Source organism: Sphingomonas sp. CFBP8993 (genome assembly GCF_034044895.1).
In the GTDB taxonomy this organism is placed as follows: domain Bacteria; phylum Pseudomonadota; class Alphaproteobacteria; order Sphingomonadales; family Sphingomonadaceae; genus Sphingomonas.
In genome coordinates this window covers 159,123-172,440 of sequence record NZ_JAXCWU010000006.1, presented here as the reverse complement: position 1 = coordinate 172,440, position 13,318 = coordinate 159,123, and the positions used below count along the sequence as shown (strand labels likewise).

General features: G+C 68.9%; 6 protein-coding genes. 5 read left to right on the top strand and 1 reads right to left on the bottom strand.

What is annotated here, in order from left to right; all coding sequences use genetic code 11:
• Positions 1–94: 94 nt before the first annotated feature.
• The 3 genes from SOM26_RS13890 to SOM26_RS13880 all read left to right on the top strand — a co-directional run bounded on the left by SOM26_RS13890 (position 95) and on the right by SOM26_RS13880 (position 6,322).
• The gene (locus SOM26_RS13890; RefSeq protein ID WP_320453321.1) at positions 95–1,603 is read left to right on the top strand and encodes a S10 family peptidase; all 1,509 of its coding nucleotides are present in this window, start codon (positions 95–97) and stop codon (positions 1,601–1,603) included.
• A gap of 134 nt (positions 1,604–1,737) precedes the next feature.
• Positions 1,738–5,073: a class I SAM-dependent DNA methyltransferase gene (locus tag SOM26_RS13885; protein ID WP_320453320.1), complete on the top strand. Its 3,336-nt coding sequence runs from the start codon at positions 1,738–1,740 to the stop codon at positions 5,071–5,073.
• A gap of 52 nt (positions 5,074–5,125) precedes the next feature.
• The gene (locus SOM26_RS13880) at positions 5,126–6,322 is read left to right on the top strand and encodes a M24 family metallopeptidase (protein ID WP_320453319.1); all 1,197 of its coding nucleotides are present in this window, start codon (positions 5,126–5,128) and stop codon (positions 6,320–6,322) included.
• Positions 6,323–6,568: 246 nt separating this feature from the next.
• Here the strand turns inward: SOM26_RS13880 and SOM26_RS13875 are convergent, their stop codons facing one another.
• On the bottom strand, positions 6,569–7,582 hold the full coding sequence (locus SOM26_RS13875) for a 4-hydroxyproline epimerase (protein ID WP_320453318.1): 1,014 nt from the start codon (positions 7,580–7,582) through the stop codon (positions 6,569–6,571).
• Between the two features lie 45 nt (positions 7,583–7,627).
• On the opposite strand from SOM26_RS13875, the gene SOM26_RS13870 reads away from it, so the two are divergent.
• Together SOM26_RS13870 and SOM26_RS13860 are read left to right on the top strand one after the other, a co-directional pair.
• Complete coding sequence (locus SOM26_RS13870; protein WP_320453317.1) at positions 7,628–8,893, top strand: NAD(P)/FAD-dependent oxidoreductase; 1,266 nt, start codon at positions 7,628–7,630, stop codon at positions 8,891–8,893.
• A gap of 870 nt (positions 8,894–9,763) precedes the next feature.
• Positions 9,764–13,150, top strand: coding sequence for a chromosome segregation SMC family protein (locus SOM26_RS13860; RefSeq protein ID WP_320453316.1), 3,387 nt, complete (start codon positions 9,764–9,766; stop codon positions 13,148–13,150).
• The last annotated feature ends 168 nt before the right edge of the window (positions 13,151–13,318 follow it).

Here is a 13,318-nt window from a genome sequence, read left to right as displayed (position 1 = left end):
TTCGGCGTGTTTCGAGGGGGGATGGCTTGCGGGAACGCGGGACATGGGATCATGATCCGTCACGACGCCTTATCCGAAGGGGGAAATTCCGAACGTGCCCAAGACCCTGCACCTGACCGCCCTGTTGCTGCTGACCGCCGCCGCCACGCCCGTGCTGGCCCAGAAGGCCGAAAAGACCGAAACCACGACCACCACCGAGAAAAAGGACGACGACGCCAAGCTGCCGCCCCTGCCCGCGGACAAGACGATCACGCAGAGCGCGCGGATCGGCGGCCGGGTCGTCAGCTACAAGGCGACGGTGGGCAAGATCGCGGTGCGCGACGACAAGGGCAAGGAGATCGGCCAGGTCGTCTATACCGCCTATACCGTGCCTGGCGGCGATGTCCGGCGGCCCGTCACCTTCGCCTTCAATGGCGGACCGGGGGCGGCGTCGGTCTATCTGAACATGGGTGCGGTCGGCCCGAAGCGGGTGCCGTTCGGCGCGCAGGGCGATGCCCCCTCCGACGCGCCGATCGCGACCGACAATCCCAATAGCTGGCTGGACTTTACCGATCTGGTCTTCATCGACCCCGTCGGCACTGGCTTCAGCCGCAGCCTGGTCGACGAGGCCGAGACGAAGAAGGCCTTCTACGCCAACGACCCGGATATCAAATATCTGTCCAAGGTCGTCTATGACTGGCTGGTCAAGGAAGGCCGGTTGCGCTCGCCCAAATACATCATGGGCGAAAGCTATGGCGGCTACCGGGCGCCGCGTATCGCCTATGAATTGCAGTCCCAGATCGGCGTGGGCGTGAACGGCCTCGTGATGGTGTCCCCCTATCTCGACCCCGCCTCGGGCGATGACGCGACCGCGCTGTCGCCGTTGCCCTGGATGATCGACCTGCCCTCGATGGCCGCCGCGCAGCTGGAGCGGCAGGGCAAGCTGACCCCCGAGGCGATGGCGGGGGTCGAGGCCTATGCGCGTGGCGATTACCTGCGCGACCTGATGCGCGGTCGGTCGGACACCCAGGCCGTGGACCGCATCGTGACGCGCGTCAGCGAGCTGACCGGGCTCGACCCCGCGCTGGTCCGGAAGCTGGGCGGGCGGGTCGATACGCGGACCTATCTGCGTGAGATTCACCGCAACGATTCGACCATCGGCAGCATCTACGACTCCAACGTCACCGCCTTCGACCCCTTCCCCTGGTCGTCGCAGCAGCGCTCCAACGACCCGCTGCTCGACTCGCTGATCGCGCCGACGACCAGCGCGATGGTGGACTTCGTCACGCGCGAGGTCGGCTGGAAGACCGACGCGCGCTATCATGCGCTGTCGTACAGCGTGAACAGCGCCTGGGATCGCGGCAAGCCCGACGACACCCCTGTCACCGACCTGCGCAAGGCGATCGCCAACGACCCCAAGATGAAGGTGATGATCGTGCATGGCTGGGACGACCTGTCCTGTCCCTATTTCGCCTCGCGACTGATCGTCGACCAGATGCCGAGCTACGGCGTGGCGCAGCGAGTGCATCTCAACGTCTATCCGGGCGGACATATGTTCTATAGCCGGACCGATAGTGGTGCGGCATTCCGGCGGGATGCCATGGCGATGTATTCGCCAAATTGATCCGTTCTTGCGGCTTTGACCGAACGGATCAGGATCACATTCTGAACAAAACGGCATTAAATCCCTTACGGGGATAGCTCTCGTCGCGAATGCCAAAATCCTCCCGATGATCGCCATCGGGAGGATTTCAACTTATGGCGACCGCGGCAGCGATCGAGGCGTTTATCCGGCGCTGGCAGGCGTGCGAAGGCGGGGCCGAGCGCGCCAACTATGCGCTGTTCCTCACCGAGCTGTGCGCGATCATCGGCGTCGCCCCGCCCGATCCCGCCCACGCCACCAGCACCCGCAACGACTATGTCTTCGAGCGCGCCGTCGTCCTGCCCGGCGAGGAGGAGGACCGGCGCGGGCGGATCGACCTCTACAAGCGCGGCTGTTTCGTGCTGGAGGCCAAGCAGAGCCGCGAAGGCCCCCGCGCCAAATTGCCGCCTTTCCTGCCCGGCCTGTTGCCCGACGAACCGGGCCCGGCACCCCGTTCGCGGCAATGGGACGTGCTGATGCGCCGCGCCCGCGAACAGGCCGAGCAATATGCCCGCGCCCTGCCGGTCGAGCATGGCTGGCCGCCCTTCCTGATCGTGGTCGATGTCGGCCGGGTGATCGAGCTGTTCGCCGACTTTTCGGGCCAGGGCAAACATTACAAGCAGTTCCCCGACCGCGCCCGCTTTCGAATCACGCTGGACGATTTTCGGGACGAAGCGGTGCGGCAAAGGCTGGCGGCGATCTGGGAAGCGCCGCTCTCGCTCGACCCCACGCGTCATGCCGCCGCCGTCACCCGCGACGTGGCGACGCGCCTCGCCAGCATCTCCAAGCTGCTGGAAGAACGCGGCCATGACCCGGAGGGCGTCGCGCTGTTCCTGATGCGCTGCCTGTTCACCATGTTCGCCGAACATAGCGGGCTGCTCCCGGCGGGCGGCTTCGTCACCCTGCTGTCCGACGCGCGCGAGCGGCCCGATGCCTTCGTGCCGTGGATCGAGGATCTGTGGCATTCGATGGACCGAGGCGGCGAGGCCAATGTGCTGCGCTGCGCCGTCCGGCGGTTCAATGGCGGCCTGTTCCACACCGCCGACGCGCTGCCCCTCAACCGCGAGGAGATCGGCGAGTTGCTTGCCGCCGCGCGGCGCGATTGGCGCGATGTCGAGCCCGCCATCTTCGGCACGCTGCTGGAACAGGCGCTCGACCCGGACCAGCGGCGGCGACTGGGCGCGCATTATACCCCGCGCGCCTATGTCGAGCGGCTGGTGACCGCGACCGTCATGGAGCCCCTGCGCGATGACTGGGCACAGGTGCTGAGCGCGATGGAGAATGAGCGTAGCGACAATCCCCGCGCCGCCGTGCAGCGGGTACGCGCCTTTCACCGGCGGCTGGCGACGACGCGGGTGCTCGACCCGGCCTGCGGCACCGGCAATTTCCTCTACGTCACGCTGGAGCTGATGAAGCGACTGGAGGGCGAGGTGCTGGAGGTGCTGGCCGAATTGTCGGGCGAGGAGATCCTGCACCTCGATACCGAGACGGTGCACCCGCGCAATTTCCACGGGATCGAGGTCAATGCCCGCGCCGCCGCCATCGCGCAGCTCGTGCTGTGGCTGGGCTATATCCGCTGGCAGTTGCGCAATGGCGGGCAGGTGTCCGACCCGGTGCTAGAGGATGTCCAGTCGATCGTCACGCAGGACGCGCTGCTTACCGCTTCGGGCACGAAGGCCGCCTGGCCCGAGGCGGAGTTCATCGTCGGCAATCCGCCCTTCATCGGCGGCAAGGACCTGCGCGGACGGCTGCCCGAGGGCATGGCCGAGATGCTGTGGCGCGCCTATCCGAAGATGCCGCGCGCCGCCGATTATGTCCTTTATTGGTGGGACCGGGCGGCGCAGGCGCTGGCGGCGAAGGGATCTCCGCTGATCCGCTTCGGCTTCGTCACCACCAACTCGATCACCCAGACCTTCGGTCGCCGCGTCATCGCGCGCGCGATCGAGGGGCCGGTGCCGCTGTCGATCCTGCGGGCGATTCCCGATCATCCCTGGACCAAGGCGACGCCCGATGCGGCGATGGTGCGGATCGCGATGACGGTGGTCGCGCGCGGCAAGGCCGAGGGGCGGCGGTTGCGCATCGCGGGCGAAAGCGGGCTGGACAGCGACACGCCCGCGATCCGCTTCGTCGAGGCGATCGGGCGGATCAATGCGGATTTGTCGGTGGGGACGGACGTGACTCGGGCCCAGCCGCTGCTCGCCAACCAATGGCTGTGTTCGCCGGGCGTCAAACTACACGGTGCCGGCTTCATCGTGTCACCGGCGGAAGCGACGCTGCTCGGTCTGGGAAGCCGCGAAGGACTGGAAAAGCATATCCGCCCCTATTGCCATGGCCGCGACCTGACCGCCCGGACCCGCGGGGCGATGGTCATCGACCTGCTCGACCTGTCCGAAGCCGAGGTCCGGCAACGCTTCCCCGAAGTGTACGGCCATCTGCTGCGCACTGTCCGTGTCAGCCGACAAGCACAATTTGCAAAATCCCCCACTGCCGATGCTGCGGCTTATCTGGACAGGTGGTGGATCTTGGGAAAACCCCGAACGGAACTCCGCCCCGCGCTCGAAGGACTGTCCCGCTACATTGCGACGGTGGAGACGGCCAAGCACCGCCTGTTTCAGTTCCTCAGCGCTGATACACTGCCCGACAATATGCTCGTGTGCGTCGCATCCGAAGCAGCGCTCCACCTCGGCGTGCTGTCGTCCTCGACCAGCCTTGCCTGGACCTATGCCAATTGCGGGCTGATGGGTGTCGCGAAATTCGAACAGGGGCACCGCTATACCAAAACTCAAGTCTTCGATCCCTTCCCCTTTCCCGATGCAAGCGACGACTCCGCGCGCATCATCGCCGACTTGGCGGAGGAACTCGACGCCACCCGCAAGCGCATCCTTGCGGCGGTGCCGGACCTCACCCTGACCGGGCTTTACAATCTGCGCGCCAAGCTGATCGCGGGCGCGTCTCTGTCCCATGAGGACGAGGACCTGCGCCGCGCCGCATCGGTCGACCTGATCGCACGGCTGCACGACCAGATCGACACCGCCGTCATCGCCGCCTATGGCTGGCCCGCGACCGTCACCGCGCCCGAGATGGTCGAGCGGCTGGTCGCGCTCAACGGCGCGCGCCGGGCCGAGGAACGCGGCGGCCGGGTCCAATGGCTCCGCCCCGGCTTCCAGAGCCGCCGCGCGGGCGCGACCCCGCTCACCCCCGCCGAACGCGCCCTGCCGCTGGCCGAGCCCGCCTTGGCCAAGCCCGCCTTCCCGCGCGATCTGGGCGGGCGGATCGCGAGCATCTTTGCCCTGCTCGGCACCGACCACAGCCTGTCCGCCACCGCCATCGCCCAGCATTTTGCGCAAGGCCGCCAGGTCGAACGCGCGGTCGCCGCCGCGTTGGCGGGCGCGGTGCGGCTGGGCTATGTCGCGCAGGGGCCCGAGGGCTATCGCCTGCGCCGGGTGGCGTGAGGGCGATAACCGCGCTAGACGCTCCAAACGTATACGAAATGGAGCGAGTGACATGGCAGGGATGATCGGCGGATCGACGGCGGAGCGCGAACTGGCGAGCCTGTCGCCCTGGGCGAACCCCGCCCCCGTCATCACCCCGCAAGAGCGCGCCCGCCGCATGGACCGCGCCCGCGAACTGATGGCGCAGGCGGGCGCAGACGCGATCCTGATCGGTGCAGGCGCAAGCCTCCGTTACTTCACCGGCGTCGCCTGGGGCGCGACCGAGCGGCTGGTCGCGATGCTGCTGCCGGTAAGCGGCGACCCGATCTTCATCTGCCCGGCCTTCGAACTGGGCTCGTTCGAGGCGAGCCTGAGCATCCCCGCCACCGATATCCGCCTGTGGGAAGAGGATGAAAGTCCTTCCGCGCTGGTCGCGGATGCGCTGGGGGCTGCGAAGACGCTGGCGATCGACCCGGCGCTGGCCTTCCTATTCGTCGACCGTATCCGTGAAGCGGCACCGGGGGTGACGCTGGTCAGCGGCGCGCCCGTCGTCGATGGCTGCCGCGCGATCAAGTCGCCCGCCGAGATCGCGCTGATGCAACAGGCGATGGACATGACGCTGGAGGTCCACCGCCGCGCCGCGCGTATCCTGCGCGAGGGCATCCGCGCTTCCGACGTCATCCGCTTCATCGACCAGGCGCACCGTGCGCTGGGGGCGTCGACCGGCAATACCTTCTGCGCGGTGCAGTTCGGCCGCTCGACCGCCTTCCCGCATGGCCTGCCACAGGACGACGTGCTGCGCGACGGCGACGTGGTGCTGGTCGATACCGGCACGCTGGTCGATGGCTATCACAGCGACATCACCCGCACCTATGCGTTTGGCGAGGTCGGTGACGAGGTGCGCCGCATCTGGGATATCGAGAAGGAGGCGCAAGCAGCCGCCTTCGCCGCCGTGCGGCCCGGAGAGCCGTGCGAAACGGTGGATTATGCCGCGCGCGCGGTCCTGGAGCGCTCAGGTCTCGGCCCCGATTATCGCCTGCCCGGCCTGCCGCATCGCACCGGACACGGCATCGGCCTGTCGATCCACGAACCCGCCTATCTGGTGCGCGGCGACAAGACCGCGCTCACGCCCGGCATGTGCTTTTCCAACGAGCCGATGATCGTCGTGCCAGACCGTTTCGGCATCCGGCTGGAGGATCACTTCCACGTGACCGAGAGCGGGGCGGCCTGGTTCACCCAGCCCCAGCCCGCGATCGACGATCTGGGCTGAAGGATCGCCCCGGCTGACGCCGGGGCAACGGATTCACGCGAAGCCGCGATGACGCCAAGATGATTTGTTCGCGCAGAGGCGCAGAGGGCGCGGAGGGGTATGACCTGTGCCAGCGAACGGCATTTTCGACCCGGCAGGATAGAAGGGCCGCTGACGCGGCAAGCACGACCACTCTGCGTCCTCTGCGTGCTCTGCGCGAACCCTATTCCTCTTCGCGGCTTAGCGTCTTTCGCGTGAACGATCACTTCAAACTACAGTAAACCCGGCCCAGAACGGGTCCTCGCGGTCGATCCAGATCGTGTTGTAGCCGGTCGACACCGCTGAGCCCTGGATCGACGGCACGATCGCCGCCTGCCCGCCCAGCTCGGTTTCCGCCTCGACCCGGCCGATGAAGCGGCTGCGGATATAGCTTTCGTGGACGAAGCGGTCGCCGACCTTGAGCCGCCCCTTGGCCGCCAGATGCGCCAGCCGCGCCGAGGTGCCCGTGCCGCATGGGGAACGATCGATCGCCCGCTCGCCATAGAAAACCGCGTTGCGGCCATCGGCATCCTCGGCCGAAGGCTGGTCCGCCCACAGCACATGGCTGACCCCCCGGATCGAGGGTTCGAGCGGATGGACCGGCTCGAACTGTTCGCGCACCAGTTCGCGGATCGTGCGGCTCAGCTCGACCAGCTTCGACGCGCCCAGATCGTCCAGCCCGGTATAAGCCCCCTGCGGCTCGACGATCGCGTAATAGTTGCCGCCATAGGCGACATCCAGGGTCAGCGGACCGAAGCCCGGCACGTCGATCCGGATGCCCTCGGCCGCCAGATAGGCGGGGACGTTGCGGATGCGGACGGCGGTGACCTTCGCCCCTTCCTTCTCATATTCGATATGGATGGTGCCGGCGGGCACCTCGACCTTCAGCTTGCCGGGCTCGCGCGGGGTGATCAGGCCGTTTTCCAGGCCGAAGGTGATCATGCCGATCGTGCCATGCCCGCACATGGGCAGGCAGCCACTGGTTTCGATGAACAGGATCGCGGCGTCGCTGTCGGGCTCGCAGGGCGGATAGAGAAAGCCGCCCGACATCATGTCATGCCCGCGCGGCTCGAAGCACAGGCCGGTGCGGATCCAGTCGAACCGTTCCAGAAAGTCCAGCCGCCGCTCGGCCATGCTGGCCCCGCGCAGCAGCGGCGCGCCGCCCGCCACCAGCCGGACGGGATTGCCCGCAGTATGGCCGTCAATGCAGAAAAAGGTATGGCGGATCGTGGGTGACGTCATCGGGATTCCCTTGCTGTAAAATCCGTATACGATATGACCGGGCTCATGCCCAAGACGGAAAATCACGCCTCAGCCTCGGATCATCGCAGCGCCATCGTCGTCGGTGGCGGCGTGGTGGGAACGACCACCGCGCTGGCACTCCAGCGCAAAGGCTGGACGGTCACGCTGGTCGAGGCGGAGGACAGCCCCCGCGCTGCATCTTGGGGCAATGCGGGCCATATCGCGACCGAACAGGCCGAACCGATCGCCTCGCCCGCGATGGTGCGCGGGTTCGCCAAGCGGCTGTTCTGGCGCGGCGGGGCGCTGGCCCTGCCGCCGCGTGAGATCGCGACCTGGCTGCCCTTTTCCCTACGGCTGCTGAAGGCCGCCCGCCCCGCCCGGTATGAGCACGCGCATCGGGCGCTGGCCGGGCTGCTCGCCCAGGCCATGCCAGCGTGGGAGCGCCACGTCGCCGCACTTGGCGCGCCCGAGCTGTTGCGCCCGCATGGCCATGTCGTCCTGTGGGAAACGCCCGAGAGCGCCGCGCGCGGTCTCGCCAACTGGCAGGCGGCAGACACCGGCACCGCGCGCTTCCGCCCGCTGACCGAGGCGGAACTGCAAAACTGGCGCACCCGCGTCCGCGCCCCCATCGCAGGCGGCATCCGCTTCGAGGGCAGCGGCCAGATCGCCGACCCGACCCGCCTCGCCGAAACCGCAACGGCGCGTTTCCTGGCCGATGGCGGCACCCGCCTCGTCGCGCGGGTCGCAGCGGTCGGCGACGGCGAAGTCCGCCTGACCGACGACCGCCGCCTGTCCGCCGCCCAGATCGTCGTGACGGCAGGCGTGGCGAGCGCTGCGCTGCTCCGCCCCTTCGGCCTGAAGGCCCCGATCATCGCCGAACGCGGCTATCACCTCCAGACCGGGCCCGAGGTCGACTGGCCCGCCGACCTGCCCCCGGTGGTGTTCGAGGACCGCTCGATGATCGTCACCCGCTTCGCAGGCGGCCTGCGCGCCGCCAGCATCGTCGAGTTCGCCCGCGCGGAAGCAAGGCCCGCCCCCGCCAAGTGGAACCGCCTGCGCCACCACATCGCCGCGCTGGGCCTGCCGATCGGCGAGGATGCGAAGCCCTGGATGGGCGCGCGACCGACGTTACCGGATTACTTGCCCGCGATCGGGCAGGTGCCGGGGACGACGGGCGTGTCCTATGCCTTCGGGCACAACCATCTGGGGCTGACCCTCGCGCCGATCACGGGGGAGTTGGTGGCGGCGATGCTGGATGGAAAGACGTCACCCGTGCCTCTGGAACCGTTCGGATTGGCGCGGTTCGGGTGATCCGAAAACGGCATGCACCTGCGCGAGTAACGGAAATTGGTGGGTAGCGGACGTTGCCGTTTCGGCGGCCATGTTGCACCATCGCAAAATGGGACGGCTTCGAAGCTCACTCACAGCGGCGCTGCTTTCAAATGTAGCGATTGGTTGCGCTTCTCCAGCGCCCCTCGCGCCTTTCAACGTCGTCGTACGTGGCCCCGCGACATCGCGCAGCATCGAGGTTGAGGGGCGTAAAGTAACGACGGATGAACTGCTGGAGATCGCACGATCCGAAGCGAAGTCAGGACGGCGCGCGCACATCGACTCGGATATGGCGCAGACACCTTATCGATGCCTTGGCGGCGCGATCTACACTCTGCAAAGAGCCGGTTCTAAAAATGTTGGCTTTGTCTCGGAGCCGCCGCCTCGGCCATAGTTGGGAATGTCCACTATTGGGCGCAAGCGGACCTAAGTCCGCCTCTCATAACCAGCCGCGTAGGGTGGCAGCTCTCGGATCGCTGCCTCGAAAGCCTCGCAAATTTCAGTTTGGCTGAATCCACAATCCCAAAGCTCTGTAGCCAAATATTTCATGGCCTCTGGGAGAGCCGGGATGTGGGGCCAGGGATTGCTTAGGTGCTTTTCGCGGAGAGTCTTTCCGACGTGATGAACAGGCGCCATCCACTCGTCCTGCCATTTGTCGTCGGGATCGTAGTCGGCCATGAACGTGCTTGTATCGGTCACATGACACGCCCGCAATCGGGCGGCATCCCCCATTTCTGGCCAGCAAACCCGAACCACGCCGCGATCGTCCCGACCACGCCTCCCCCCTCGACATCCCGCCCCCATCCGCTATCGGTTAACCACAGCGCATCGGGGGGAGCGGCGACCGGGTCCGTGCAGATCAAGCGGCTTCGCATTTCGGGTTTCAAGAGCTTCGTCGATCCGGCCGATCTGGTCATCGAACCGGGGCTGACCGGCGTTGTCGGGCCCAATGGCTGCGGCAAGTCGAACCTGCTCGAGGCGCTGCGCTGGACGATGGGCGAGAATAGCGCGCGGTCGATGCGCGGTGCGGGGATGGAAGACGTCATCTTCGCGGGCACCGCCAGCCGCCCGCCGCGCGACTTCGCCGAGGTCACGATCCTGGCCGAGCGCGAGGGCGAGGAGACCGAGATCGTCCGCCGGATCGAACGCGGCGCGGGCTCCGCGTACCGGATCGACGGGCGCGACGTGCGGGCGAAGGACGTGGCCCTGCTGTTCGCCGATGCCGCGACCGGCGCGCATTCGCCCGCGCTCGTCAGCCAGAACCGGATCGGCGCGGTCATCGCCGCCAAGCCTGCCGAGCGTCGCGCGATGCTGGAGGAGGCGGCCGGGATCGCCGGGTTGCACGTCCGCCGCCGCGACGCCGAAGCCAAGCTGCGCGCGACCGAGACCAACCTGACCCGGCTGGACGAGGCGATCGCCGACCAGGACGCGCGTATCGCGACACTGCGGCGACAGGCGCGGGCGGCGGAGCGCTACCGCCTGATCTCCGAACAGATCCGCCTAGCCGAGGCGCGGATGATCTTCGCCCGCTGGCGCGACGCCGCCGGGGCCGCCGCCACCGCCAAGGCGGAAGCGGAAGCGGCCGAGGCGCAGGTCGTCCACACCACCGCCGCCGAACGCATCGCCGCGCAGGGCCAGGAGGAAGCGGCGCTGCTCGCCACCCGCACCCGCACCGCCGCGCTGGCCGCACGCGATGCGCTCAGCGAGGCGGGCCACGCCCTGTCCCGCGCGCGCGACCGCCGCCACGGCCTGCAACGCCGGATCGAGGAGCTGGAAACCACCCGCACCCGGCTGGCCGAGGACCGGGCACGCGAGGATTCGCTGGCGCACGACGCCGCCGCCGCGATCCGTCGCCTGGGCGAGGAATGCGAGGACCTGGACGCGCGCATCGCCCATGCGACCCAGGCCATGCCCCGGCTCGACGCGCTGCTGGCCGAGGCGGAGAGCAAGAACCGCGATGCCGAGGTCGCCCTCGCCCGCGCCCTGTCGGCCCAAGCCGCCGAAGCCGCCGAGCGCCGCATCGCCGAGGCCGGGCTGGCCGCCGCGCAGGGCCGCCATGCGCGCGCCGAACGCGATGCCCGCGTGGTCGCCGCCGCGATCGAGGCGCTGCCCGACATGGCCGAGCAGGAGGCCGCCCGCGAAGCCGCCGTCGCGGTTCAGGCCGCCGCACGCATCGATGCGGACAAGGCCCACGCCGCGCTCGGCTGGGCCGAGGAAAGCGAGCTGACCGCCACCGCCGAGCGCGACGCCGCAGAGGGAGCGCGCGCCCGCGCCATCGCCGCGCTGGCCGCGTTGGAGGCGGAGGCGGCGACGCTGACCCGCGCGACGGCACGCAAGGGCGGCGACCGCTTGCTGGACGAGGTGCAGGCCGAACCGGGGTTCGAACGCGCGCTGGCGGCGGCGCTGGGTGACGAGCTGGATACGCCGCTGGCCGACTGGCACGGATCGGACGTGGCCCCCGATGATCCCGCCCCGCCGGTCGGCACGCTGCGGCTGGGCGAGCGGATCAAGGCGCCGCCGGTCCTCGCCCGCCGCCTGTCGCAAATCTTCCTGGTCGAGGCTGATTCGGGCCAGCATCTCAGCGTCGGCCAGCGTCTGGTGACGCGCGAGGGACGGCTGCGGCGCTGGGACGGTTATATCGGCGAGGGCGGCGGCGCGGCGGCGGCCGAGCGGATGGAGCGGCGCAACCGGCTGGCCGCGCTGGAGGCGGAGCGCGCGGGCGCGGAGGCGGCGGTCCAGACGGCGACCGAAGCGCGCGCGGTGATCGAGGATCGCATCGCCCGCGCCCGCGCCGCCGCCGCCAGCGCACGCACGCTGCATGCCACTGCCGACGCGGCCTTACGCGATGCCCAGCGCGCCGAGGACCGCGCGCAGGCGGTGATCGAGCGCTTGTCGGGCCAGCGCGCCGACCTCGCCACCCGCGCCGAGCGGATCGCCGCCGAGATGGACGAGGCGCAGGCCGAATGCGCCCGCGCGGCCGAGGCGCTGGCGGCGCTGCCCGATGGACGCGAAAGCGCGGCCGAGACTGCCCGGTTGCAGACCGAGACGCAGCTTGCACGCTCGGCCGTGGCATTGGCGCGTTCGGAACGGACGACGCTGGAGCGCAGCCTGACGCAGACCCGCGACCGCCTGTCCGCTGCAATGGCCGAGGCGGAAAGCTGGAACCAGCGGGCGGGCCAGGCGGCGGGGCGCATCGCCGAGATGGACGCCCGTGCCGCGACGCTGGACGACGACGCCGCCACGCTGGCCGACCGACCCGCGCAACTGGCCGAGGAGATCGCCACGCTCGCCGCCGCGCACGACACCGCCAAGACGGAGGCGGAGCGGACGCAAGGCGAGGAGGCCGAGGCCGAACGCGCCCTGCGCGCGGCGGAGGCCGCGCATGCCGGGGCCAATGCGCTGCTGTCGGCAGCGCGCGAGACGCGGGCGGGGGCCTTGGCGCGGGTGGAAAATCACGAACTGCGCCGTGTCGAGCTGGGCCGCGTCTCGGGCGAGCGCTTTGCCTGCCCCGCGCCGGTGCTGCCCGAAAAGCTGGGCTTCGAAAGCGCGGGCGTCGGAACGCCGCAGGCCGAGGCGGCGGCGCATGACAAGCTGTCCGCCGATCGCGAACGGATCGGCCCGGTCAACCTCGTCGCCGAACAGGAACTGGCCGAGCTGGAGGCCAGCGGCGCGGCCAGCGCCGCCGAGCGCGAGGACCTGGTCCAGGCGGTGGCGCGGCTGCGTGGGTCGATCGGGCTGCTCAACCGCGAGGGGCGGCAGCGGCTGCTCGCGGCGTTCGAGGCGGTGAACGGGCATTTCCAGACTTTGTTCGCGACATTGTTCGATGGCGGCTCGGCGCATCTGGCGCTGATCGATTCGGACGATCCGCTGGAGGCGGGGCTGGAGATCATGGCACAGCCGCCGGGCAAGCGACTCCAGTCGCTGACCCTGTTGTCGGGGGGCGAACAGGCGCTGACCGCGGTGGCGCTGATCTTCGGGCTGTTCCTGACCAACCCGGCGCCGATCTGCGTACTGGACGAGGTCGATGCGCCGCTGGACGATGCCAATATCGACCGGTTCTGCGGGCTGCTCGACCGCATGACGCGCGAGACGGATACCCGCTATCTGATCGTGACGCACAATGCGGTGACGATGAGCCGGATGCACCGGCTGTTCGGCGTGACGATGATCGAACGCGGGGTCAGCCGCCTGGTGTCGGTGGACCTGCAGGCGGCGGAGACGCTGCTCGCGGCGGAGTGAGATGGTCGTTAACGCCCACCTGGCGAACTCATAGCCGGTCCCCGGCGAAGGCCGGGGTCCAGTTGCCATGCGCTATCGAAAGTGCTGCGCCTTTGGCCTCCCCCGCATCGGCTGGCGCGCCGCGGACTTGGTGGAGCCTGGGCCCCGGCCTCCGCCGGGGAACGGCGG

What these genes read in the sequence shown, in the direction of transcription:
- SOM26_RS13885 (WP_320453320.1), top strand. Translation starts at nt 1,738, where the DNA reads ATGGCGACCGCGGCAGCGATCGAGGCGTTTATCCGGCGCTGGCAGGCG.
- SOM26_RS13880 (WP_320453319.1), top strand. Translation starts at nt 5,126, where the DNA reads ATGGCAGGGATGATCGGCGGATCGACGGCGGAGCGCGAACTGGCGAGC.
- SOM26_RS13875 (WP_320453318.1), bottom strand. Translation starts at nt 7,582, where the DNA reads ATGACGTCACCCACGATCCGCCATACCTTTTTCTGCATTGACGGCCAT.
- SOM26_RS13870 (WP_320453317.1), top strand. Translation starts at nt 7,628, where the DNA reads ATGCCCAAGACGGAAAATCACGCCTCAGCCTCGGATCATCGCAGCGCC.